This is a genomic window from Mesorhizobium sp. M0633, from assembly GCF_040320645.1.
Classification (GTDB): domain Bacteria; phylum Pseudomonadota; class Alphaproteobacteria; order Rhizobiales; family Rhizobiaceae; genus Mesorhizobium.
This window is the reverse complement of record NZ_JAMYQC010000029.1, coordinates 1-22188: the sequence shown is the minus strand read 5'-3', so window position 1 is coordinate 22188 and position 22188 is coordinate 1. Positions and strand designations below refer to the sequence as shown.

The following is a 22188-nucleotide window of genomic DNA, read 5'->3' as shown; positions in this document are numbered from 1 at the left end:
CAACGGTCCCGCCCACCAACGCAAGCTTACCGAACACGAATTGGCGAGGCGATAGCTTCTTCCACGAGCATAGACTGGCAAATTCATGAGTGGCAATTTTCTGGTGATCCAACCTGAGGAAGGCATTGCCGTGCTCAAGGGGCTTGCCTCCTCGGCGCGGATCTCGATGCTGAAACTGCTGCATGAGAAAGGGCCGATGAATGTCAACGAAATCGCCGCCGTGCTGTCGCTGCCGCAATCGACCGTCTCGACCAACATCCAGGTGCTGGAGGATGCGGGGCTGATCCGCACCGAGAACCGGAAGGCGAAGAAAGGCAATCAGAAAATCTGTTATCCGACGGCCGAAGAAGTGCTCGTCGTGTTCAAGGGCGAATATCGTGCGGTCAAGAACGACGCGATGGAAGTGTCGATGCCGATCGGGCTTTATACCGGCTTCGAGGTTACCGCGCCCTGCGGCCTTTGTTCGCCGGACGGCATCATTGGTCTGCTCGATGTTCCCAACACTTTCCTTGATCCGGACCGCATGAAAGCCGGGCTGCTGTGGTTCACGCGCGGCTTTGTCGAATACCAGTTCCCCAACAATGCCAAGCTCGCCAATGCCGAGATCACCGGACTCGAAGTGGCGATTGAGCTGTCCTCGGAGGTGCCGGGCACCAGCGCCGATTGGCCCTCTGACATCACGCTGACGATCAATGGCGTCGATGTCGGCACCTGGACGTCGCCGGGCGATTTCGGCGACAAGCGCGGCGTCTTTACGCCCTCATGGTGGAAGCTCAAGGGCTCGCAATACGGCAAGCTCAAGAACTGGCGAATTGTCAATGAAGGCACCTATATCGACGGGGTCAGGATTTCCGAAACCGGCCTCGCCGCACTTGACCTGAAGAACCATCATTCAATCCGTATCCGTATCGGCGTCAAGGACGACGCCAAGCGCCCCGGCGGGATCAACATTTTCGGCAAGGGCTTTGGAAATTACGATCAGGACATCCTGCTCAGGATCAAAACGGGTTGATATCATCGACCCCGGTTAGAAAAATAGTGACCCAATTTCAGCTGCTTCCTTTCATTTAGCCAAATCGGCATCCAATTGTCAGACTTGCGGCTATCTTGTCACCGACGCTCAGAAACCGATTGGCACGACTGGTCTCACCGAGGAGTTCGACGAGAGAATCTAAATATATTATCTTACGCGACCAACTTACCTTTTTTACTCTCAACCTGCCTCGTCGCAGGCTTCGCCGACTGCCTACGTCATCAGCCTGGGACATCTAGCCCATCGGTTATCGCTGGACGACCATCGATCAGAAACGGCGACTGGCAGCACCATTGTGATGAGCGAGCTTAATCTGTGCCTTTCTTGGGTTTTTGTCGGCGTCCGTCGGGCAATGCGACCTGGACGAGGTGGGTAGCCCAGCGGCTACGATTGGATCACGTTCTCTAGGCAACTCTGGAAAGTATGTGCCGATCCAAGTCGCACTTGGCCAGACCATATCGCCAGCGGTGGTTCGTCGTCTCGCGTCTGCTCTGGTAGAACAAAGTCAATTGCCGGCCTTCGATCATTACGGTCGAATGGCCATTCTCTCCTGGCTCGCCAGGATCAAGGACGGGGCCGACAGAGACATAAGGACCCTCTACCCTATCGGCGATAGCAAAGAAAACGCGTTGACGGCTTCCACGGGGGCCGTCGGGGAGGAAGCAGGTAGCGTTGAGAAGCACGCGGCCATCCGGCAATTCAACCAGTTGCGCCCCTTCTATTCCCCACTCGTAATCGGGGTGCTCGCGCGCATTGTGATGCGGCACATCGAGATGATCGAGTATCTTGCCGAGACGTTTCCATGGCCCGAACCAAGAATCGGATTGGCTGCGCGCCAGATAGACATCAGGCTGAGGCACCCTGGTGAATTTGGGCATGCCTGAATAGACGATATAGCGCTTGCCGGCGATGATTGCGGGGTGGGGATCGTAGATGCCGTCCTCATCGGTGTCGGGCAGCGACAATATCGCCGGATTGAGCACGACCCAATGAAAGCCGTCATTGGAGACCGCGTGCTCGCAACGTCCGCCGGACTTCATGAATTCGGTCTGGATAAACATGTGGAAGACGCCGCACTCATGAATGACGCCGGGCGCCGCAATGCCCGATCCGGTTACCGGCAAAACGATCGCCTCGTGCTCTATCCAGGGTCCATAAAGATCCGGCGCTGTGGCGTGGAGGATTTTCCAGCTCTCGGTTGTGACGGTGCCGCTGGAGCCGAAGACGTGCCAGAGCGTGCCATCGAACACCGGACAAGGGTCCTTCACATCATCCACCGCCTGCGGGTGAAACAATGGAAAGACGTTGGTTTCAAAGTCGATCTTCATTCCCAAGCATTCCCGCGATTGTTTCGCGGACCCCTTTGATTTGGACCGTCTGCGTGCCTCAGCCGAATCGATTCGCAGCCCTCATTTATAACTCCGCCCATGAACGGTTGTTGAACGATTGAACGATTTCAACCGTTCTGTGGCAATGCGCCACATTTTGGGTGAGGTCACGCACGGCGCGGGGCTTCAGCTTCTGGAGCGGCCATCATGTCAGCCGGATGCAGGGTCGTTCGGCTTGACCTTCTCTCTTGAGCCATGGCCGGAATGGCGCGGACCGCTGGCCTTGCCCGAGACAGTTTGGAACTATGGAACAACTTACTGGGATGAAAGTTATAGAGATGGCTGCGAATTTCATCGAAGCTGCCTCGATTAACGTATGTTATCCGAGGCAATTTCTAATTGTAACGAAGGATTTCTATATGGAAATGGCGGTGGGCACCCCCATAAAACCAGATACCACCGTACAGTCGTCAATTCTACTTTGCTTTTCCCACCTCCGATGGAATTTTGTATTCCAAAGACCGCAACAGATCCTGACGCTCGCCTCAAAACAGCAGCAGCTAATTTATTTCGAGGAGCCGATCTTCGACGAAAGGCGCCACGCTTCGATGCGGGTGAACGATGTTTCACCTACGATCAAAATTGTGACGCCGGTTATTCCAGTCGGCACGTCCGCGACCAAGGCGGATGCGCTCCAGCGCAGATTCGTCGACCAGATCGTCGCCTCTACGCCGCATGAACGGTTAACCGCGTGGTATTACACGCCCATGGCACTACGTTTCAGCGACCATCTCGCCTATGACGTCTGCGTCTACGACTGCATGGATGAACTCTCCGCGTTCAAGAACGCACCCGCAGAGTTGAATCAGCTGGAAAAGGCGCTGTTCCAACGTGCCGATATCGTCTTCACGGGCGGGCAGAGCCTTTACGAGGCCAAGCGAAGCCTGCATCGTTCGATCTTTCCTTTCCCAAGCAGCATCGACGTTGCACATTTCCATCAGGCGAGAGAGCCGGGTGAGGACCCACTCGACCAGGCCAACATACCTCACCCGAGAGTGGGGTATTTCGGGGTCATTGACGAGCGGCTCGACGTCGAATTGGTAGCGGAGACGGCTGCAGCAATGCCGGACGTGCAATTCGTCATGCTCGGCCCTGTGGTCAAGATCGATCCGGCGAGGCTGCCCACGGCAAGCAACCTGCATTGGCTGGGCGGCAAGTCCTATGCCGACCTGCCACGCTACCTCCGGCATTGGAGTGCCGGCTGGATGCCTTTCAAGCTCAATGAGGCGACACGCTACATCAGTCCGACAAAGACTCCTGAATTCCTGGCGGCAGGACTGCCGGTGGTTTCCACAGCGATCGTCGACGTCGTGCGCACCTACGGCGCCGAAGGCCTGGTCGACATTGTCGACGCCGAGGATATCGAAGCCAAGCTTCGATCCATCCTGGCGCGTCCCCGCGATTTCCTGGTGGGGAAAGCCGACGCCTACCTCGCCGACATGTCCTGGGAGAAGACCTGGAATGCGATGGCGGCCCACATCCAGCGCGCCCAGGCGATGAAGAGCGTCGTGCCGTTGCTGAGGGGAGCGTGAGCATGTTCGACTGGCTGATCGTCGGCGCCGGCTTCGCCGGCAGCGTGCTGGCGGAACGCATCGCATCGCAACGACAAGAAAGCGTGTTAATCGTTGACAGACGAAATCACGTCGGCGGCAATGCGTATGACTGTTATGACGAGGCGGGGATCCTGATCCACCGCTATGGGCCGCACATATTCCACACCAATGCCCAATCGATCGTCGACTACCTGTCGCAGTTCACCGAATGGCGGTCTTACGAACACCGCGTGCTGTCGCTGGTCGACGGAAAGCTGCTGCCGATACCGATCAATCTAGACACCATAAACCGCCTTTACGGCCTTAAGCTGACATCCGAGCAGTTGCAGGAGTTCTTCGCTTCCCGGCGAGAGACGGTGGAAGAAGTCCGCACAGCCGAAGACGTCGTCGTGAGCACCGTGGGCAGGGAGCTCTACGAGAAATTCTTCCGCGGCTACACCAGGAAGCAGTGGGGTGTTGACCCTTCCCAGTTGAGCAAATCAGTCACAGCGCGGGTGCCAACGCGGACCGATCGGGATGATCGCTACTTTGGCGACACTTTCCAGAAAATTCCGGCAGGCGGGTATACGCGCATGTTCCAGCGCATGCTGGATAATCCCAAGATCAAGATCATGCTGCAGACCGACTATCGTGAGATTCGCGACAAGATTCCGTGCCAGCGGATGATCTACACCGGGCCAATCGACGAATTTTTCGATTGGAAGCTGGGTCGCTTGCCTTACCGCTCGCTGCGCTTTGAGCACGTGACGCTTGATTGCGAGGAGTTTCAGCCGGTCGCCGTCGTCAACTATCCGCAGACGGAAAACTACACCCGCATCACCGAGTACAAGCATCTGACCGGACAGAAGAGTCCGAAGACCAGCCTGACCTACGAATACCCCTCGGACATCGGAGATCCATATTACCCGGTGCCGCGGCCCGAAAACGAGGCGTTGTACAAGAGCTACGAAGCGTTGGCAGCGGCGTGCCCACAGGTCTGGTTCGTCGGACGTCTGGCGACATATCGCTATTACAATATGGATCAGGTCGTCGGGCAGGCTTTGGCGACGTTCGCGCGCATTCAAAAGAGCATGCCGGCAAACGGCATCGGGCAGATGCCGACGCAGCGCGAGGCGGCGGAGTGAACGATGCGCCGGGATTAAGCTGCGTTCGAGGCGACCATTAACATTTGAGATGGCGCAAAGATCAGCCGAACCTAATATGCCGTTGGAGGGGTCGTGCGTACGAGACGTTTCACAAAGCCGATAGTCGCTCAACCCAGCCGGATCGATCGCGACAGGTTTGTTGTGTCGGTAACGGACGCGGCCCAGGTTCTGCTGAAGGATTGGCCGGAGCCGGCTTGCAAGTCGAGACTCGCAACAATCGAGGCGTGCCTTGCCGTCCTGCGCGGCGAAAAGCCGCCAAGGGTCGCACGCGAGGCGATCATCGCTGGAAGGAGGCATCTATCTCGGCGGACAGATTTAGGCTTACCGCGTTGCCGATGCCAGTAAAGCGCGGCGCACTATCGGCGGGCTATACCGCGCCTGCTGGCTCGTTTTCGAAGGCCTCGAACAATCGGCGCTGGCGTTCCAACTCGTCGGCAAGCGGCTTGTGAAGAGTGCGCGAACCGTCCGCATGAATGGTGGAGAACAAGCCTACTTCGGCGTGGCGCGAATTGTCCCAACCGGGGTAGGCCGTCACCGGGTACAGGCATATGCCCTGAATAGGTGCTCCGAGGCTCATCGCATCGCGCACTTCGTCGCAAACATAATGGAGCCAAGCCGGCCGTCCTGAGCCCTCGGCGCCGGTCTCGGCAATAAACATCGGCTTCTTGTAGCGCTCGTCGACCTCGGCCAGCATTTCCGAAAGCGCCCGGTATTCGTGGTGCCCCATCGGTATCGTTGGCCCATTCAAGTACCATTGGTTGTGCGGATAGAAGTTGAGGCCTATGACGTCGACAAGGTCCTCGCTGCCACCCAACTCCGGCTCCGCGCGCCCGACCAGCATGTCGTAAGCCTCGAACTGGCCCTGACGAGCATTTTCGGCGCGCCGCCGCTCGGCGCGAGTGCGGTCACGAGGAGCAATATGGATGAGCGGTTCAGCCCAGATGAACCTGCAACTGGGTTCGGCCTCCCGCATTGCTCTGATCCCGGCGATCGCTGCCCTGACAAGGTGGCGTTTGAACCATCCCCGCTTGTTCTGCCCGACGCGCGGGAAATAGCCGACCTCCACCGCCCATGCAAAGAACGAAATTTCGTTGATCGGACATACCAGGGGAGCCACTCCGGTGGCTAAGCGATGAACCCGAACAGCTTCCGCGGCGAAACGGACATAGGCCTCGACAAAGCCGAGGCCACCTTGGTCGACGTGGTCTGGCGAACCATAGTGGAAGATATCCCAGATAACCTGCACCCCGGCCGCTTGGGCTGCTTCGATCACCGACATCCAGCTCGACCAGTCAAACACTCCCGGCGCTGTTTCGATCAAGTGCCAGCGCAAGCCGTCGCGGATCGTGCGAAGCCCAAGCTCGGCACAGCGGCGATAGTCGCCGGATGCATGGGTGTCATGTGAGGTCGCACGGATCAGATCAAGGCGCACCCCGTCGGCACGACGATGCGAGGAACACTCGAAACCAGCCATGAAAAAGCTGTCGATGCCAGAAGGATCTGCCGCATGCCGACGAGCCGGTTCCTCGTTCATACCGGCATCCTGTCGGCCAGGGATGGCGCAAGCACTTGCGTTCGGCGATCGCCCTTTGCCGGGTTCGGTCGCCTCTTCGATTTCGATTCGGCTGCCATCACGTCGACATGTTGGCGTTGCCGGGCGATCACCGCCATGATCTCCTCGCGCAACACGGAGACGAGATCGGGCTGGTTGCGGCTTCGACGCTCGTAAGCCAACAGCAGTTGCAAGCGTTCGCGCGCCACCGGCGCGCTGCCGCGGCGCTTGAAGATATCGAGCAGGTTCATGCTGCCCTCCTTCCCAACAGCCGGTCGAGGAGGCCCCTCCGCTCGAAAGGCAGAATGACCGGCAGGTCCTCGCCCTCGAGTCTTCTTGCCGCGTCGATATAGGCGCGTGCGGCGGGGTTGGTGTTTTCGCTGAGCGTAACCGGCGCGCCCACATTGGATGCGCGCAGTAGTACAATGCGGTTGGTGCCAAAACACGTGTGCTCGACAGGCAAGCGACAGAGGAAATGGCCAAATCCGAATTCGCTCCTTGCGCTGCTCAAGAAGATGCAAATTTCGGATTGGCCACCCCAGCAATACGCCACCTCACGCGGCCTGCTGCATTGCCCGTTCGTTGACGCCAGTTTCGCCGAGTTGGGTGAGCGCCTCATCGGTGGCTTTTTCTTCTTCCAGAGTCTGTTCCAGAAGTGGGACTGCGTCTCTTAGGCCGAGCAAGCCCGCCCACGTCACAAGAGTGCCGTAGCGCGCGATTTCATAATGCTCGACGGCCTGGGCTGCAGCCACGAGCCCTGGGTCCAATGCTGGAGCGTCTCCGAATTCCTCCAAAATCTCCTGCCCCTCCTCGATCATGCCATCGATCGCTGGGCAGGTCTTGCCCTGAGCCCTCTTGCCAAACGCGTCGAAAACCTGCTGCAGGCGATCGATTTGACCTTCTGTCTCGTCTCGATGCTTTTCGAACGCGGCCTTCAGCTCCTCGGACTCTGCGCCCTTTGCCATTTTCTTTAAGGCGGTCAGAATCTTCCGTTCGGCGTAGTAGATGTCCTTCAGACCATCGTAGAAAAGGTCTTCCAAGCCCTTGGAGCTGCCTTGTGATCTTCTCGTCGTCGCCATTCTCATCTCCTGTTGAAAGCTATCGATGGATGTACGGCTCTAACGAGGCCAGTGCCTTGTTGTTCCTTCACCATGGCCCACAACTCGCTTGTCCTGCCAATGCTGGAACGAACTGCTCATTCTTGAGTGGAGGCGCGTCTATTTTGGTCCGGTTAACCGATGTGAATGCGCATCTGAGAAACTTCCGCAATTGATGTGGGGTGAAGTTGAATTGGAGATGTGTGGTGCGACGGCGTGAAGATCCTATCGAAAAATATGTCGGCACGCGAAGTCGCCGCCACCGCCTGATCTCGACAGAGCTCACCTTCATAGCGCCGAGGCAAATTGTTCCGACGCCCTCGATTTCAGACCGCGAGCTCGAAAACATGGTCGCTGGCCATGCGGTCAGTTGTGGTCTCGCCGTGGACTTCGATCATACCCGCTAATGTCGGATGCGACCTCGCGCCACGGGCGCCTACACTAAAGGCCTCCCCGACGTTCGAACCCGCCCCATTTATGACGTTCTGCCATTGTGAGTCCAAAGGCCTTATGCGAAATGCGATCGCAATCGCCTCGGGTCCCACGTCGACCTGGCTCAGGCCCAGTTCCGCAATCCGGCAACCGCCAGCAAGGCGCGCGTTCCCGTGGCCACTTCGAGTTTGGCGGACGTTGTGCTGTTCCAGTCTGCACCGATCTCTGTCACCGGCGGGGGTTGCTCACGGCTCGCGCGCAATGGATCAGGGATTGCTGCGCACGGTGGCAGTCGGCTGCTCGTCGTGCAGGTGATCGCCTCTTTCCTTCAACGTCCACGCGACGCTTCGCCGAGAAGCTCCAGCACGCTGGCGCGTGGGCGACTGAGGCGGCTTCTCACCGTTCCCAGCGCGCAACCGCATTTGCTCGGCGCCCACGGATCCGGTTCAACGGGACGGCTTGGTCTTTCACCGCCTTCATAGGATTTTCGGGGTATGTAGGTCGTTGACATGGCCCGCGCCCGGGAATAGGCGCGGGCCGATCGGACAACCCCGATCACGCAGCTGGAGGAAAACGCTGCAGGAATCAAACCTTGCTCCGGCGCTGTTGTTCCAGCTCTGGTGCAAAAAAGCTCGTGTCCTGTTCGCGGCTTGTGCACCGACACGTCCGGACCCAGCGCATGACATCCATATCTGCCGATCCCGATTTGAAAATCCCTGTGTCCATGTCCGGGCAACTTCCCTCGAGTATCCAGGTCTGCCGTGGCGCTAGCTGCGATTGCTGGATGTGAAGGTGAGATGGGCCTGCCAGCCTGGTCCTGTGGGTACATAGGAAGAAGATCACTGATGTCCCGGCAGATCACTGACCCTAGTTCGGCTGCGTCCAGGGCAAGGCCTTCGGCCTGAAGCCGCCACACCCGGTGAAACAAACCGCTGAGCCGGAGTCCATGTCCCAACCGGGCAGCGACGGCTGTGAAAGGACCCTGGTGCTCCGCGAAAACCGACTCTTCTGATAATGCGGGGCCGAGTTTTTTAAAGACGCGGGAACATCGATGCTGCCTCACGGGTTCGGCGCAGGAAACCTCCATAGTCCGAAGGAAAGCGGCCGGGGTTGGCTCCGGAATTTAGGAAGCAGCCGTTTCTCAGCACCCGTTTGCGCGGCATCAGTTCGGCCAAGCGCGTTGCCGGCGGCGCTGCAGACGGGCATCCACAGGAGATGAAGCATGCGGGCTCTCGTTTGGCATGGAAAAGAAGATATACGTTGCGACCAGGTTACCGATCCCGAAATCGAGGACCCGCGCGACGCCATTATCAAGGTGACCAGCTGCGCGATCTGCGGCTCGGATCTGCACCTCTATCACAACTTCATCCCGGCGATGCTGCCTGGCGACATAATGGGCCACGAGATGATGGGAGAGGTGGTGGAAGTTGGATCCGGCGTAAACGGCGTCCTCAAGAAGGGAGATCGCATCGTCGTCCCCTTCACAATCATTTGCGGTGAATGCGAGCAGTGCAAGCGCAAGAATTTCTCGGTTTGCGAACGCACCAACCGCAACAAGAATATCGCCGACAAAGCATTCGGGCACACCACGGCCGGGCTGTTTGGCTATACCCATCTCACCGGCGGTTACCCGGGCGGACAAGCCGAATATGTTCGCGTGCCGTTTGCCGACGCCACGCATATCAAGGTACCGGACGGCCTCTCCGATGAGCTGGTCCTCTTCCTCGGCGACATCTTTCCAACCGGCTGGCAGGCTGCTGTTCAGTGCGACATCGAGCCGTCCGATACGGTCGCGATCTGGGGCTGTGGCCCGGTGGGGCAGATGGCCATACGCAGCGCCATCCTGATCGGGGCCGAGCAGGTTGTGGCGATCGACTGCCTGCCGGAACGCCTTTCCATGGCTGAGGCAGCCGGCGCCATCACAATCAACTTCAAGGACGCGAGCGTAATCGAAACGCTGAATGAGCTTACGGGTGGCAAAGGGCCGGACAAATGCATCGATGCCATCGGGATGGAAAGCCATGTGTCACTTGGCCAACCAGACACTCTCTATGATCGCGCGAAACAGATCATGCTGATGGAAAACGATCGCCCACACGTGCTGCGGGAGATGATCTATGTCTGCAGGCCGGCCGGCGTCATCTCAATCCCGGGCGTGTATAGCGGGTTCGTCGACAAGATCCCGATGGGCCAGGCCATGAACAAGGGCCTGACTTTCAGGATGGGCCAGACGCATGTGAATCGCTGGGCCGACGACCTGCTGCGCCGCATCGAAGAAGGTCAGATCGACCCCTCCTTCGTCATCACCCACACGGTCGGGATCGAACGAGGACCCGAGATGTACAAGGTATTCCGCGACAAGCAGGATAGTTGCGTCAAAGTCGTACTGAAGCCCTAGGAGAGCCATGAACATGCTTACCAAATTCGGCAATCTCAGCAGATCGCCAAGCGACCCCAGGGTGGTAAGGTCTGGCCCGACCGCGCTCACAGCCTCCGATATGCTTGCAAGCAAACTCGGCTGGTTCAGCATAGCGCTGGGTGTCGCCGAGCTTGCGGCCTCCCAGCGGATCGCCCGCGCACTCGGCATGCGCGGCAAGGAGAGCATCATCCGTGCCTACGGGGCGCGGGAAGTCAGCAGCGGCATTCTCTCGCTGTCGGTAGACAAACAGGCAGGCCTTTGGAGCCGTGTGGCCGGTGACGCGCTCGACATAGCAACACTCTTGCCGGCGTTCCGGCGCGACAATCCAAAACGTGACAATGTCGGCCTTGCTCTGGTCCTCATCGCCGGTGTGACGCTCATCGATTGGTTGAGCGCCCAAAAGGTAAGCGCCCGGCACGCTCGCGGCCGCGCGCAACCGCAGGATTTTAGCAACCGCAGCGGCTTCCCACGCGGAGTGGCCGCCGTGCGGGGCCTTGCGCGGACGGAGAGGTCGACATCTGCCGGCCAGAACCGATGTGCTGGTTGACCGGCACCACGCCTGTCCTCCTTCTCTGCCGTCGCCGCTGCCCGAAATGGCCGTGGGTCAACAGGATGGCAGCCGGTCGGGCGCCACTGCCAAAAGGTCTCTCGGCGACATCGACAATAGTATTCCGGACATTTGGCTGCCACCGCAGTCTGTCGCGGATGGTGCGAAGGCCGAGTTCGGCGCAGCCGCGGTAGTCGCCCAGGGCATGCAAATTATGCGAGGTCGCACGAATAAGATCGAGGCGAACTCCGTCCTTGCGCCGGTGCGAGAGCACTCAAAGCCTGCGATGAAAAACTGGCGAAGCGCGAAGCTTGCGGAACCGGAGCCTCCACCTGGTGCTCGTCCCTGCGCCCCACTTCGCTCATTCGAAGTCTCCTTTCAGCAGTCGGCTTCTAACTCGGCCGCCTTGTTAGGACCGGCGTTGGCGAAATACCGCATCCAATCGGGCGCGCGCCATCTTCGTTGTCCAGTCCAGCTCGTCCTTGCGTGACCGGGTAATGCCGAACCGATTGGTCGAGCCTTTGTTCCTGTGGTGGACTGTCCGGAGCTGGGTGGCGAATGAGGAACAAGGAGGGACGTGCCAAGTTCGGGGCGATGTACCACCGCCGCCGATCGACTCGAGCGGCTGCTCAGCAACAAGAGAGGCACGGGATCACATGACCGTTCAGATTCGACTTTCCGAGATCGACCACGCCAGGCGCGAGGATCTTGGCGACGGCGCTTGGAGCATCGCACCGGACTTGGGCTATTTGAGGCTAGCAATCGTCAATGTCGTGTTCTTCGGCGCACCGGGCAGCGGAGATCGGAACTGGATGCTGATTGATACCGGGTTGCCGACGTCCCGCAGCAGCATTCTTGCGGTCGCGGAAAAGCGGTTTGGCACCAACGCACGGCCAGCCGCGATCATCCTGACCCACGGCCATTTCGACCATGTGGGAACGGTTCTAAACCTTGCGAATAAGTGGGACGTGCCTGTCTTCGCGCATCCACTCGAGCGCCCCTATTTGGACGGAACCGCATCCTATCCGCCACCGGATCCCTGGGTCGGGGGTGGACTTATGGCGCTGCTTTCGCCGCTTTTTCCACGGGGGCCAATTGATCTTGGCAACCGTTTGGAACTCTTACCTGCCGACGGATCGATCCCCGGAATGCCCGGATGGCGATGGCTACACACACCCGGGCACGCTCCTGGGCATATCTCGCTCTGGCGCGAGAAGGACCGCTCGCTGATCGTAGGGGACGCTTTCATCACCACCGGTCAGGAGTCAGTCTATGAGGTCGCCGTTCAGGATCTTGAGATGCACGGTCCGCCGCGCTACTTCACGCCGGACTGGGATGCGGCGGAAAGATCCGTGAAGCACCTGGCTGCCCTGAACCCGCAGATGGTCATCAGTGGACACGGTGCGGCTGCTGCGGGAGTGGGCATGCGTCAAGCTCTTGACAGCCTGGCTGAGCGGTTCAGGGTGTTCGCCGTCCCGCCGAAATTGAAATTCGTGCGCGAGCCGGCGGCAGTCCAAGGTAGCTGAGGCCAACCGAGCCGCCGTCGTTCTGAAATATGGTCAAGTTGGGCAGACTCTATTTCTCGAGCCGGTAGAGCTACCCGTCGGGTCGCGCCCCCCACCGTCCCCGACAAACTCTGACAAGCGGAACAAACCCGGAAGGCGCCGGGTTAGGGCGTTCGATCGGCGCAGGGCGACTGCGGCCAAGCGCCCCGAAGTTCCGCGTCAGGAGAAGACGTGAGATGGAAAACGAGTACCGCGAGGACGCGTCCTCTCCGCCGTCGAGCCGACCGGCAAGAAGTTGTTCGAGCGGCATCCGCCAAGACTTGGCTTCGATTCGCTCATGGGCCAAAACCGTGGAGGAGACCAAATGGCAAATCTGGGAAGATTGGCGATCGCGATGCTTGGCGTTCTGGCATACCAAAATCGCGACAAGCTCTGTGAATTGATTCCGGGAGCAGGGTATCTTAACCCAAACGACCCACAACGCAGAATTCTGGCTCAGATAACGAATGGCGTGTCGAGGGCTGACCTTGGTGAGATCCTCGAACGGTTCAGGGAGGTGGGGGCAGGATCGAAGGTCGACTCGTGGGTTAGCAGCGGGCCAAACCAACCGATCGAGCCAAGGGACGTCGAAGCGGCAATGGACGAAGGTACACTCAGGTCCATGTCGATGCAGATGGGTCTTTCGCGCGAGGAGCTAATCAGAAGGATTGCGCGGGATCTACCCGAGACAGTCAACGAGATGACGCCGAATGGTGAATGGCCGCCTGAGCCGACACAAGGCTTGGATAAGTCGACCCTGCTCGACAATGTATCCTAGGGGACACAGCTAGGAATACAGCCGGAGATCCAGGGTGGCAACTCTACACCGGGAATCCAATTGCTCGGACGCACCCAGTTGGACAGCCCGCCCGCCAAGTTACCGGCCTTGGGAAGGCTCGTCGGTCATGTCCCGTCAGGTGGTGTAGCTCGGCGGTTACGAAGCCGCTCGCGAGCGCGCCGTTAGTGGTGAGTGAGCGGCTCGCCCGCCACCATCAGGCGGGTTCTCAAGCGTGCCGGGCTGTCGCGGCTGAGCGATATCGAGCCGGCCGAACCGGTCCGACGCTACGAGCGCGAGAACCCCGGCGAGATGATCCATATCGACATCAAGAAGCTTGGCCGCTTCAGCCAAGTCGGCCATCGCATCACCGGTGATCCGAAAAAGGGTAAGTCTCGGAGCGCCGGCTGGGAGCTCGTCCATGTCTGCATCGACGACGCGTCCCGCATCGCCCTTTCGCAATCCTGCCATGACCCCGTCCTGGCGAACAAAGGACAGCAGATGCCCAGACGAGTCGACGACAGCGATTGAGCAGGGAACATTCAGCGCGCGAGCGGCGGCGATCGATCTCTCGATCATCTGCTGGGCATCCGACAGCAATATCGTGGAATTGACGGCAGGACATGACAAACTCCCGCCTCTGATGGTGATCTGCCGACACGAGCCGTTGGCAGATCACGATGCTTCCAATCGCTCAGGCGGTCTTTGCCTTCATTTGGCTCAGAGCAGCCAAAAGCGCCTCCGCTGCCTCACTCGATGATGCCGGGTTCTGACCGGTGATGAGCTGGCGATCGACGACTGTGTGCACGCCCCAGTCCTTGATCTTGGAGAAGACCGCACCGAGGCTGATGAGCTCGTCCTCGACGAGGAACGGCACGACCTGCGTGAGGCCTACAGCCTCTTCCTCGCTGTTGGTGAAGCCGGTCACGTATCGGCCTTGAACGAACGGCGTGCCGTCGGGATTGGTTACGCGACACAGGACGCCCGGTGCATGGCACACGAGGGCGATCGGCTTGCCGGCCGCGATGAAGGATTGGATCAATCTGATCGAATTCGGATCTTCGGCCAAATCCCATAACGGGCCGTGGCCGCCGGGGTAGAAGACCGCATCGAAGTCCTTCTGGTCGACGCTGTCCAGGCGCACAGTTTCTGCGAGGTGCGCCTTGGCAGCCTCGTCGGCGTTGAAGCGTCGCGTGAGGTCGGTCTGGAACATCGGCTCGTCGCTCTTCGGGTCGAGAGGTGGCTGGCCGCCCTTCGGCGAGGCGAGGGTGATCTCGTTACCGGCGTCTTTGAAAACGTAATATGGCGCTGCCAGCTCTTCGAGCCAGAAGCCGGTCTTCTTGCCGGTGCTACCGAGAACGTCGTGGGAGGTGAGTACCATTAGCACTTTCATCGTTTGCATCCTTTCGTCAGGTGATGCCGCGCCATGAGGCGCCGTGGCCGGTTGCACTGAAGCTCGATCAGCCGCATCGGCTTGTCGATGAGCTGATAATCGCACCTGCCCACATATTTCAGAAATTTACTTCTTTGATTTTAGATATTCAGATGGAATTATATCTCGATGAGATACGATCTGAACCTGCTCCCGGTTTTCCTGGCCCTGATGGAGGAGCGAAGCGTGACACGGGCAGCAGCGCGACTGGGCATCACCCAGCCGGCGCTGTCCAATTCGTTGAACCGCCTGCGCGACACCCTGCGGGATCCGCTGTTCATCCGGGAAAGGTACGGCATAAAGCCGACGCAACTGGCCGAGGAGATCGCTCCGACAATCGAAGCAGCGCTGGCGCAACTGGACGATCTCATTTTGAACCAGCAGGAGTTTCAGCCAGCAAACGCCGAACGACTGTTCACGCTTGCTCCCAACAGCTACGTGGAGCTTGTGTTGATGCCGGCCCTTGTCGCGAGGACCCGGGAGCTAGCGCCTGGCATCAAGCTCCGCATGACAGCTTTTGGCAACGATCTCGCCGAAACCGGCGTCATTTCCGGTACCACGGCGATGGTGCTTGGCCGGATCATCGATCCGCCGGACAATCTTGTCGTCCAGCATCTTATCGACGATGGGCTCGCCTGCGTGGTGCGCAAGGACCATCCCGACGTACGAGACCGTATTTCCCGAGATCAGTACGAGAGACTCAAGCACGTGAACGTGCTCCCACCGGGCCGGCTGCGAGCGGGCCTCTTCCAGGCATTGGGGCAGCAGAACCTCAAGCGAGAGGTTGCCGTTTCTGTCACGCACTTCCTAGCCGTGCCTGAGATGCTTGCCGTCACGGACTACTGCGCAACGCTGCCGAGCCTCATCTGCCGGAGCCTTGAGCGGGATCCGCGCCTGAAGGTACTACCCGCGCCCGTCGACCTCGGCACTTTTCCAGTGCAGATGGGTTGGCACGTTCGCTACCGCCACGACCCGGCCCACAGGTGGTTGCGTTCAATGATCGGCGAACTGGCAAAGGAAATGACTTCGGAAGCCACCTAAGTTGGCTTTCTTGTAGTCGTGTTGCTGTCCGCCAAGAGCCATCAGTGCCGGTTGCCGCGAATGTCGGCTATCAGGCAGCGAAATGGGCTGATGAAGGGCAACTCTGGGTCAGATCGCGTCATGCGACGCTCGCAACTGAACGACCGCCAAAAGGGTCGAACTCGGTCGTTCAGAGCGATTTGGATGGTTTTGGCGGCGAGAGCAGCCGGCCATGAGGAGATCCCGAACTTTGAACGAAGTTGTCGGCCGGGCGCGCCGGATACGGCCCCTCCTCTCGAACCCGACCTTCGACCCCGAACGGGGATGGTGATACACGCCCGTCCTTCTGGTATAGTGGCACGATCACCCAGCGGAGACGTTGCCATGTCTAAGCACTTCGTTCATGGGGCAGTGGTCGCATTGGGGCTGTTCGTCACCAGCGCAAGCGCCGAAACCCTGAAGCTTCCTGACAATCTGGCCGGCTTTAGTTCTGATATTGGCGAAAACTACTTCGTCGAAAGCGATGCACGGGAGGCCTATTTCCCTCTCGCAAGCAACTTTCTGACGCAGAAGACACAGTCCTATTGCGGTGTCGCCAGCATCGTCATGGTGCTGAACGCGGTCAATGTACCGGCGCCTTCGGTTCCGGAGTACGAGCCATATCGCACTTTCACGCAGGACAATGTCCTCGATGAACGAACGGACGCCATTCTCGCCCGAGATGTTTTGGCGAAGAAAGGTATGACCCTCGATCAGATCGGTGGAATTCTTGCGACGCAGCCGGTCAAGTCAGAAGTCCATCATGCCGCCGACAGCTCAGTCGACGAGTTCCGCAAGCTGGCGAGTTCCCATCTCGGCCAGTCGAACCATTTCGTGATCGTCAATTACCTCCGCAAGGCAATCGGACAGGAGAAGGGCGGCCATATCTCGCCGCTAGCAGCCTATGATGGGAAAGCAGACCGCTTCCTCATCCTTGATGTCGCACGGTATAAATACCCTCCAGTGTGGGTGAAGACGTCTGAGCTTTTCGATGCCATGAACACCCAGGACTCCGACAACGAGAACAAGACCCGCGGCTTCGTCCTGGTATCGGCGGCTTCTGTTCAATAGTGATCACCGCCTTCAACGCGATCATCCAGTCTGTGAGCGAGGGGTCACGCGCATTGATGCGGGGCCCCACAAACCATCCCGCCCCCGCCCGCCGATCAACCCGGTGGGTGCCGACCCGGCATGCGCTCGCCCCGGCGGCGGTGGTCTCACAGGCTGGCGTTCTAGGGTCAAACTCTACCAACTGGCTGCCGCCAATGGCCGAGATGGATGGTTTGTTGCTGTTCGCCTCGTCCACTGGAACGAGTAAGGTGCGCCAGTAGCGGACCTTCCAGAACGTGCCTGTCGACTTCGGATAGGTGCAGTAAGCGGACGCTCCGTGATCGCCGTAAAAAAATCCAAAGGCCTTTTGACGCACGGGCTTTCATCGCTTCCGCTGTCATCTCCGTGACCACGCCTCGTCTGCACCTAAGTTTCAATGCTCTCTCTTCCGAATTACGATGAGCGGATTTAGTGTGATGCCGCTGCTGTGAGAACCTGCTACCCTGACTCGCCGTAAAACAGGCTAGCCGCGCATGGAACGAAGACTTAGCGCAATACTTGCCGCCGATGTGGTCGGTTACAGCCGGCTCATGGGTCTCGACGAGGGCGGTACGCTTTCGGCGCTCAAGACGCATCGGCGAGATCTGGTCGACGGCAAGATCGCCGAGCACCAGGGTCGGATCGTGAAACTCACCGGCGACGGCATGCTGGTCGAGTTCCAGAGCGTGGTGAACGCGGTCGCCTGCGCGACCGACATCCAGCGCCGCATGCGCGAGCGCAACGCCGACGTGCAAGAGGAGCGGCGCATCGAATTTCGCATCGGCGTCAATCTTGGCGACATTATCTTCGATGACAACGACATTTATGGCGACGGCGTCAACGTGGCGGCGCGAATTGAAAGCATCGCCCGGCCCGGGGGCGTCGCAATCTCCGGCACGGTTCGCGACCATCTCGGCAAGAATCTTGATCTTGATTTCGAGGACACGGGGGAACACGAGCTCAAGAATATCGACCGGCCGGTCAGAGTCTACCACGTCGCACTCGCCGCGCCTTTCCGCTTCGAGAACAGCGCGGCAACAGCATCGCCCGAGGGGCGCGAGAGGGAAAAACCTTCAATCGCCGTCCTGCCGTTCACAAATATGAGCGGCGACCCCGAGCAGGAGTATTTCTCCGACGGAATTACCGAAGACATCATCACCGACCTGTCGAAAATCTCCGGACTCCACGTGCTCGCCCGCAACACGGTATTCACCTACAAGGGCAAGGCGGTGAAGGTGCAGCAAGTTGCGCGGGAACTCGGCGTCAAATTCGTTCTCGAAGGGAGTGTGCGCAAGGCCGGTCAGCGCGTCCGCATAACGGGACAGCTTATCGACGGGGCGGATGGCGGCCACGTCTGGGCCGACCGATACGACCGTGAACTCACCGACATCTTCGCCATTCAGGACGAAATCACTCACACCATTGTCGATCAGCTCAAGGTCAAGCTGCTGCCGGCCGAAAAAAGGGCGATCAAGGCGGCTCCCACTGAGAACGTCGAGGCCTATACTTACTATCTGAGGGGGAGAGAGTTTTTCCACCGGACGTCCAAGACCTACTATGTGCTGGCGAAGCGGATGTTCGGCAAGGCAATCGAGCTCGACCCTCTTTATGCGCGCGCCTACGCCGGCATCGCCGACTGCGACTCCTTTCTATTCCTCAATTACGACGAGAAGGTCTCGCTCGAGAGCATCCTCGCCAACAGTGGCAAGGCGCTCGATATCGAAAGTGGGCTGGCCGAAGCACACGCGTCGCGTGGTCTCGCTCTCTCGGTCGGCCAAAGATATGAAGAGGCAGAAAAGGAGTTCGAGCAGGCTATCGCAAGTGATCCCAATCTGTTCGAAGCGCACTATTTCTACGCGCGCGCCTGCTATGCGCAAGGTAAGCTTAAGGCGGCTGCCCACCACTACGAGCGGGCCGCCGAGATCAAGCCCGATGACTACCAATCTGTTCTTCTGCTTATGCAGGTTTATCGTTCTCTAGGGCGGCCGGAAGACGAAAGGGATGCGGCTCGCAGAGGCGTCGAACGCGCCGAGCGCGAATTGGCGAAATATCCTGAGAACCCCCGGCCAGCCTATCTCGGCGCAAATGCCCTCGCCTTAATCGGGGAGACCGAACGTGCGAAGGAGTGGAGCGCGCGGGCGCTGGCGATTGATCCGGACGATCTCCTGACGCAATACAACACCGCCTGCCTTTGCTGTCATTTCGGCGAGTTCGATCGTGCATTCGACCTGCTGGAACGCCTGTTGCCTCATGCCAACCACGAAACCAAGGCATGGGTGAAGCAGGATTCTGACTTTGCGCCACTGCACGAACATCCGCGCTGGCAGCGCGTATTGGAGCTGGCAGCTTAGCCATTAAGCCCTGCCTCACAGCGATGACCGGCCACATGCCTGACCTTGGCCGCACAATCGTGTCTCTCAGGGGAGTATGAATAGCCGCTAGTCTCTCATGTTCCCTGTCAAGGTTGAAGGCAAGAAGGCTCGCCTGCTTGGCAGGTTTGCGAAGCAGTCGGACCGGCTGAAGCTGCACAGGGCTGGGGGTGGAGCTCAGAGACGACGGTTGATCAGACTCTCATCCGCGGGTTGGGTACCGGCCTTCCGTATCTTCGTCTCGGGGCTGTCCTCGGTCTAGAGGGCGGGCGTCGGGCGCATCGGCTTGGCCACATAACTAGCGACGGGAGTTCCCCACCGTGGCCCCACCCCCAACACTGTGCAGCGGGTTGGGTCGAGACCGGCTATGACGGCGCGACCTCCCGGCCGATGGCCCACAAGAAGGCGGCCATCTCGCGTGCGATCGCAGCCACGACCACCGGCGGCTTCTTGCCGGCGGCGCTGAGGCGACGATAGCGGGCGCAGAGCCGGAGCTGCCCCTTCCAGGCAATATCGCGGACGGCCTTGGGCAGCCCCTCGAGCCGCACCCTCAGGGTCTCACTGACCCTGGCAGGATAGCGGTAAGTCCATGCCGCTTCGACCAGGGCGCGGCGGGCGCGTCGATTGCCGGCGAGCGTAAGGCTCGACCGGCGAACCGTGTCACCGGTCGAGCGCTCCCCCGGGACAAGGCCGAGAAAGGCCATCAACTGCGGCGGCGTATCGAAGCGACGCACATCCCCAATCTCGGCCGCAAATATCACTGCGACCAGGAACGAGGCGCCGCGCATGGCCTGATAGGCCTCAACGACTCGCGCCATGGACCAAGTTGGCACGACGGCGCGCAACTGCTCATCCAGGCGGTGTAGTCGCTGAGCCGCGTCCTCGATCGCGTCGATCTTCTCCTGGAACACGATCTGCTGCGCGGTATGCTCGAAGTTCTGTCGGGCAAGCCAGCGCCGGTGCGCCAATGTCCAATGACCGCCGTTCTGGTAGATCCGCCCATGGCGCAGAAGGAATGAGAGCAGCTGCTGGCGTTTGCGGCGCAGGTCGTCGGCTGCGGCTTCGCGGGCTCGGACCAGATCGCGGACAGCCTCGTGGACTACGTCCGGCACCCACACCCCGATCAGTTCGCCCGCCCGATGCAGTCGCGCCAGCGTGACCGCGTCCCGCCGGTTGGTCTTGACGCGCTCGCCCGGCCGCTTCGGGATCAGGGCCGGCGCAACCACCATGCAGTCGTGACCAAGATCGCTGACCTGCCGGCACAACCCATAACCCGTCGGCCCAGCCTCGAAGCAGACGTGCAGTCGATCATACTTTCTTCCCAGCTTCTTGATCGTCCGCTCTATCGCCGCCGGACTATTCTCGACCTCGCCGACGAACCGGACCTCGCCGGTGCGGCCGCCCTCCGCGATCGCAACCGCGTGCTTCTTCTTAGCTACATCAAACGCGACAAATGCTTCGCTATACTCTCCCATGGCTCGCTCTCCGTGCGTGAGGATCGGCTCGGCCCATCCGAGCAACCCTCGTCTTTTAATCGCACGAAAGGGCGGGCCACCGTTCTCCGCCTCGGAACATGACGTCTAGGGCATATGGAAGAGGCCAGGGAGGAAGCAAGGCAATTCCTCGCCTCCAATCCGGATTTCTCGATACAGCACTGGGCAAGCACACAACCGTTCCGGCACGAGGCCGATCGACAACATTTCATGGATGGCTATGAAGACGCCGGCCTGCCACTGTAGGGTCGGGACGTGGCCGCGACCCATGCGTGCATCGTCCACCAAATCGGCATAGGTCGAGCTGACGAAGATTTGGTATTTAACGTCCATGCGGCTTCACCCTTCGATCCGCCCTTGTAAGTCTGCAAGCAGGCTGGGGATAACGTTCCGCGCCCGCATCAAGAAGCCGAGTCATGATTCTTGCAAGGGGTGAAGCGATCAAAGCCCGACCCGCGCGCTGGCACGCTAGGTTGCCCGGTTTGCCGGAAGGAATAATCACTTGCGGCCGAGGAGTATGAAACGTGCGGTGCCCCCCGCCGCGGCGACAGTCTTCGCTATTCCTTCTTGTCGACCAGCGCCCGTAGTGCCGAGACATCATGCAGCAATAACCTGCTGCCGCGCTTTTCGATCAGGCCTCTCTTGGCGAGGTCGCTCATTTCGCGCGAGACCGCTTCCCTGTGCGTGCTCATCGTTGCCGCCAGCTCGGAATGCGTCGGTGCCGGGCTTATGGACACCTCGCCGTCCACGAGTGCGGCTTTCTCCGCCCGATGCAGGAGCTCGACGATCAGCCGTTTTCGCACGACCAGAGTGCTGTATTCGAATACCCGCTCGGTCATGCGCCGGAGCTGGGCAGACAGATGCTCAAGCAGCATCCAGGCAAAAGTCGGGTGGGTCATCACGATATCCCGGAATGCTGTGCCGGACAGCCGTGCAGCGCGGGTTGCCTCCAGCGCGACGACGCTGGCAGAGCGTGCAATCCCGTCAATGCCTCCGAGCTCCCCGAAAATGTCACCCGGTTCGACATCGCGATATGCTATCTCCCTGCCGTCCGCTGAAACCAGTGTCACGCGAGCCCGTCCTTCCAGCAGGAAGAAGACATCGCGACCAGTGTCGCCGTGGGAAATGATTAGCTCGTTGTGTCGATAGCTGCGCTCATGCCACCGTTTGGTCAGCGCGGCGAGGTCGGCATCGCAAAGTCTTGAGATGAAGGCCAGAGAGCCTGTCACAACGGTCTCTTGTTCAATCAAGTGTACTTCAC

General features: G+C 59.6%; 19 protein-coding genes and 3 pseudogenes. 12 read left to right on the top strand and 10 right to left on the bottom strand.

The genetic code is table 11. From position 1 onward, the window contains the following. Positions 1-85 precede the first annotated feature (85 nt). Positions 86-1012, top strand: coding sequence for an ArsR/SmtB family transcription factor (locus NKI47_RS25735; protein ID WP_352594044.1), 927 nt, complete (start codon positions 86-88; stop codon positions 1010-1012). A gap of 425 nt (positions 1013-1437) precedes the next feature. On the opposite strand, the gene NKI47_RS25730 is transcribed toward NKI47_RS25735, so the two are convergent. Further along, positions 1438-2361, bottom strand: a complete 924-nt coding sequence (locus NKI47_RS25730) for a glycoside hydrolase family protein (protein ID WP_352594043.1) — start codon at positions 2359-2361, stop codon at positions 1438-1440. 338 nt (positions 2362-2699) lie between these two features. Here NKI47_RS25730 and NKI47_RS25725 point away from each other — a divergent pair, with 338 nt between their 5' ends. The 3 genes from NKI47_RS25725 to NKI47_RS25715 all read left to right on the top strand — a co-directional run bounded on the left by NKI47_RS25725 (position 2700) and on the right by NKI47_RS25715 (position 5464). Continuing rightward, complete coding sequence (locus NKI47_RS25725) at positions 2700-3953, top strand: glycosyltransferase family protein (RefSeq protein ID WP_352594042.1); 1254 nt, start codon at positions 2700-2702, stop codon at positions 3951-3953. A 2-nt stretch (positions 3954-3955) separates the two neighbouring features. After that, the gene (gene glf / locus NKI47_RS25720; RefSeq protein WP_352594041.1) at positions 3956-5098 is read left to right on the top strand and encodes a UDP-galactopyranose mutase; all 1143 of its coding nucleotides are present in this window, start codon (positions 3956-3958) and stop codon (positions 5096-5098) included. 93 nt (positions 5099-5191) lie between these two features. Further along, positions 5192-5464, top strand: coding sequence for a DUF982 domain-containing protein (locus tag NKI47_RS25715; RefSeq protein ID WP_352594040.1), 273 nt, complete (start codon positions 5192-5194; stop codon positions 5462-5464). A gap of 22 nt (positions 5465-5486) precedes the next feature. On the opposite strand, the gene NKI47_RS25710 is transcribed toward NKI47_RS25715, so the two are convergent. From NKI47_RS25710 to NKI47_RS25695, 4 genes and pseudogenes are all read right to left on the bottom strand, one after another. Next, complete coding sequence (locus tag NKI47_RS25710) at positions 5487-6653, bottom strand: beta-glucosidase (RefSeq protein WP_352594039.1); 1167 nt, start codon at positions 6651-6653, stop codon at positions 5487-5489. After that, positions 6650-6922, bottom strand: coding sequence for a cell division topological specificity factor MinE (gene minE / locus NKI47_RS25705; RefSeq protein WP_352594038.1), 273 nt, complete (start codon positions 6920-6922; stop codon positions 6650-6652). The genes NKI47_RS25710 and minE overlap by 4 nt, the downstream gene beginning before the upstream one ends. Continuing rightward, positions 6919-7092: pseudogene (locus NKI47_RS25700) on the bottom strand (septum site-determining protein MinD); the annotation flags it as partial. The pseudogene NKI47_RS25700 and the gene minE, both read right to left, overlap by 4 nt. A 133-nt stretch (positions 7093-7225) precedes the next feature. Continuing rightward, entirely contained in the window at positions 7226-7750 is a 525-nt protein-coding gene (locus NKI47_RS25695; RefSeq protein WP_352594037.1) for a YciE/YciF ferroxidase family protein, read from the bottom strand. A gap of 1672 nt (positions 7751-9422) precedes the next feature. Here NKI47_RS25695 and NKI47_RS25690 point away from each other — a divergent pair. From NKI47_RS25690 to NKI47_RS25670, 5 genes and pseudogenes are all read left to right on the top strand, one after another. Then, on the top strand, positions 9423-10598 hold the full coding sequence (locus NKI47_RS25690) for a zinc-dependent alcohol dehydrogenase (protein ID WP_352594036.1): 1176 nt from the start codon (positions 9423-9425) through the stop codon (positions 10596-10598). Positions 10599-10605: 7 nt separating this feature from the next. After that, entirely contained in the window at positions 10606-11166 is a 561-nt protein-coding gene (locus tag NKI47_RS25685; protein WP_352594035.1) for a hypothetical protein, read from the top strand. A 656-nt stretch (positions 11167-11822) separates the two neighbouring features. Beyond that, positions 11823-12692: an MBL fold metallo-hydrolase gene (locus tag NKI47_RS25680; RefSeq protein WP_352594034.1), complete on the top strand. Its 870-nt coding sequence runs from the start codon at positions 11823-11825 to the stop codon at positions 12690-12692. 343 nt (positions 12693-13035) lie between these two features. Then, positions 13036-13488 (top strand): YidB family protein, encoded by a 453-nt coding sequence (locus NKI47_RS25675; RefSeq protein ID WP_502897047.1) that lies wholly within the window; start codon positions 13036-13038, stop codon positions 13486-13488. Between the two features lie 201 nt (positions 13489-13689). Continuing rightward, positions 13690-13959, top strand: a pseudogene (locus NKI47_RS25670) (IS481 family transposase); the annotation flags it as partial. A gap of 51 nt (positions 13960-14010) precedes the next feature. Here NKI47_RS25670 and NKI47_RS25665 read toward each other — a convergent pair. Together NKI47_RS25665 and NKI47_RS25660 are read right to left on the bottom strand one after the other, a co-directional pair. Next, positions 14011-14064 (bottom strand): annotated as a pseudogene (locus tag NKI47_RS25665) (heme-binding protein); the annotation flags it as partial. A 115-nt stretch (positions 14065-14179) separates the two neighbouring features. Next, entirely contained in the window at positions 14180-14878 is a 699-nt protein-coding gene (locus tag NKI47_RS25660) for a type 1 glutamine amidotransferase domain-containing protein (protein ID WP_352594033.1), read from the bottom strand. 168 nt (positions 14879-15046) lie between these two features. On the opposite strand from NKI47_RS25660, the gene NKI47_RS25655 reads away from it, so the two are divergent. The 3 genes from NKI47_RS25655 (at position 15047) to NKI47_RS25645 (ending at position 19416) form a co-directional block, all read left to right on the top strand. Next, positions 15047-15958: a LysR family transcriptional regulator gene (locus NKI47_RS25655; protein ID WP_352594032.1), complete on the top strand. Its 912-nt coding sequence runs from the start codon at positions 15047-15049 to the stop codon at positions 15956-15958. A 363-nt stretch (positions 15959-16321) separates the two neighbouring features. Then, positions 16322-17047: a phytochelatin synthase family protein gene (locus NKI47_RS25650; RefSeq protein WP_352594031.1), complete on the top strand. Its 726-nt coding sequence runs from the start codon at positions 16322-16324 to the stop codon at positions 17045-17047. A 512-nt stretch (positions 17048-17559) separates the two neighbouring features. After that, positions 17560-19416 (top strand): TPR end-of-group domain-containing protein, encoded by a 1857-nt coding sequence (locus NKI47_RS25645; protein WP_352594030.1) that lies wholly within the window; start codon positions 17560-17562, stop codon positions 19414-19416. A 383-nt stretch (positions 19417-19799) separates the two neighbouring features. On the opposite strand, the gene NKI47_RS25640 is transcribed toward NKI47_RS25645, so the two are convergent. The 3 genes from NKI47_RS25640 to NKI47_RS25630 form a co-directional block, all read right to left on the bottom strand. Continuing rightward, complete coding sequence (locus tag NKI47_RS25640) at positions 19800-20909, bottom strand: IS110 family RNA-guided transposase (protein ID WP_352594029.1); 1110 nt, start codon at positions 20907-20909, stop codon at positions 19800-19802. 105 nt (positions 20910-21014) lie between these two features. Next, entirely contained in the window at positions 21015-21260 is a 246-nt protein-coding gene (locus NKI47_RS25635; RefSeq protein ID WP_352594028.1) for a hypothetical protein, read from the bottom strand. A 224-nt stretch (positions 21261-21484) separates the two neighbouring features. Further along, on the bottom strand, positions 21485-22188 hold a 704-nt coding region (locus tag NKI47_RS25630; protein WP_352594027.1), incomplete at its 5' end, for a Crp/Fnr family transcriptional regulator.

Coding starts and splice junctions, on each gene's coding strand:
- NKI47_RS25695 (WP_352594037.1), bottom strand. CDS start 7,750: ATGGCGACGACGAGAAGATCACAAGGCAGCTCCAAGGGCTTGGAAGAC.
- NKI47_RS25650 (WP_352594031.1), top strand. CDS start 16,322: ATGTCTAAGCACTTCGTTCATGGGGCAGTGGTCGCATTGGGGCTGTTC.
- NKI47_RS25640 (WP_352594029.1), bottom strand. CDS start 20,909: ATGGGAGAGTATAGCGAAGCATTTGTCGCGTTTGATGTAGCTAAGAAG.
- NKI47_RS25735 (WP_352594044.1), top strand. CDS start 86: ATGAGTGGCAATTTTCTGGTGATCCAACCTGAGGAAGGCATTGCCGTG.
- NKI47_RS25690 (WP_352594036.1), top strand. CDS start 9,423: ATGCGGGCTCTCGTTTGGCATGGAAAAGAAGATATACGTTGCGACCAG.
- NKI47_RS25730 (WP_352594043.1), bottom strand. CDS start 2,361: ATGAAGATCGACTTTGAAACCAACGTCTTTCCATTGTTTCACCCGCAG.
- NKI47_RS25680 (WP_352594034.1), top strand. CDS start 11,823: ATGACCGTTCAGATTCGACTTTCCGAGATCGACCACGCCAGGCGCGAG.
- minE (WP_352594038.1), bottom strand. CDS start 6,922: ATGAACCTGCTCGATATCTTCAAGCGCCGCGGCAGCGCGCCGGTGGCG.
- glf (WP_352594041.1), top strand. CDS start 3,956: ATGTTCGACTGGCTGATCGTCGGCGCCGGCTTCGCCGGCAGCGTGCTG.
- NKI47_RS25635 (WP_352594028.1), bottom strand. CDS start 21,260: ATGGACGTTAAATACCAAATCTTCGTCAGCTCGACCTATGCCGATTTG.
- NKI47_RS25685 (WP_352594035.1), top strand. CDS start 10,606: ATGAACATGCTTACCAAATTCGGCAATCTCAGCAGATCGCCAAGCGAC.
- NKI47_RS25725 (WP_352594042.1), top strand. CDS start 2,700: ATGGCTGCGAATTTCATCGAAGCTGCCTCGATTAACGTATGTTATCCG.
- NKI47_RS25645 (WP_352594030.1), top strand. CDS start 17,560: ATGGAACGAAGACTTAGCGCAATACTTGCCGCCGATGTGGTCGGTTAC.
- NKI47_RS25675 (WP_502897047.1), top strand. CDS start 13,036: ATGGCAAATCTGGGAAGATTGGCGATCGCGATGCTTGGCGTTCTGGCA.
- NKI47_RS25710 (WP_352594039.1), bottom strand. CDS start 6,653: ATGAACGAGGAACCGGCTCGTCGGCATGCGGCAGATCCTTCTGGCATC.
- NKI47_RS25660 (WP_352594033.1), bottom strand. CDS start 14,878: ATGAAAGTGCTAATGGTACTCACCTCCCACGACGTTCTCGGTAGCACC.
- NKI47_RS25655 (WP_352594032.1), top strand. CDS start 15,047: ATGAGATACGATCTGAACCTGCTCCCGGTTTTCCTGGCCCTGATGGAG.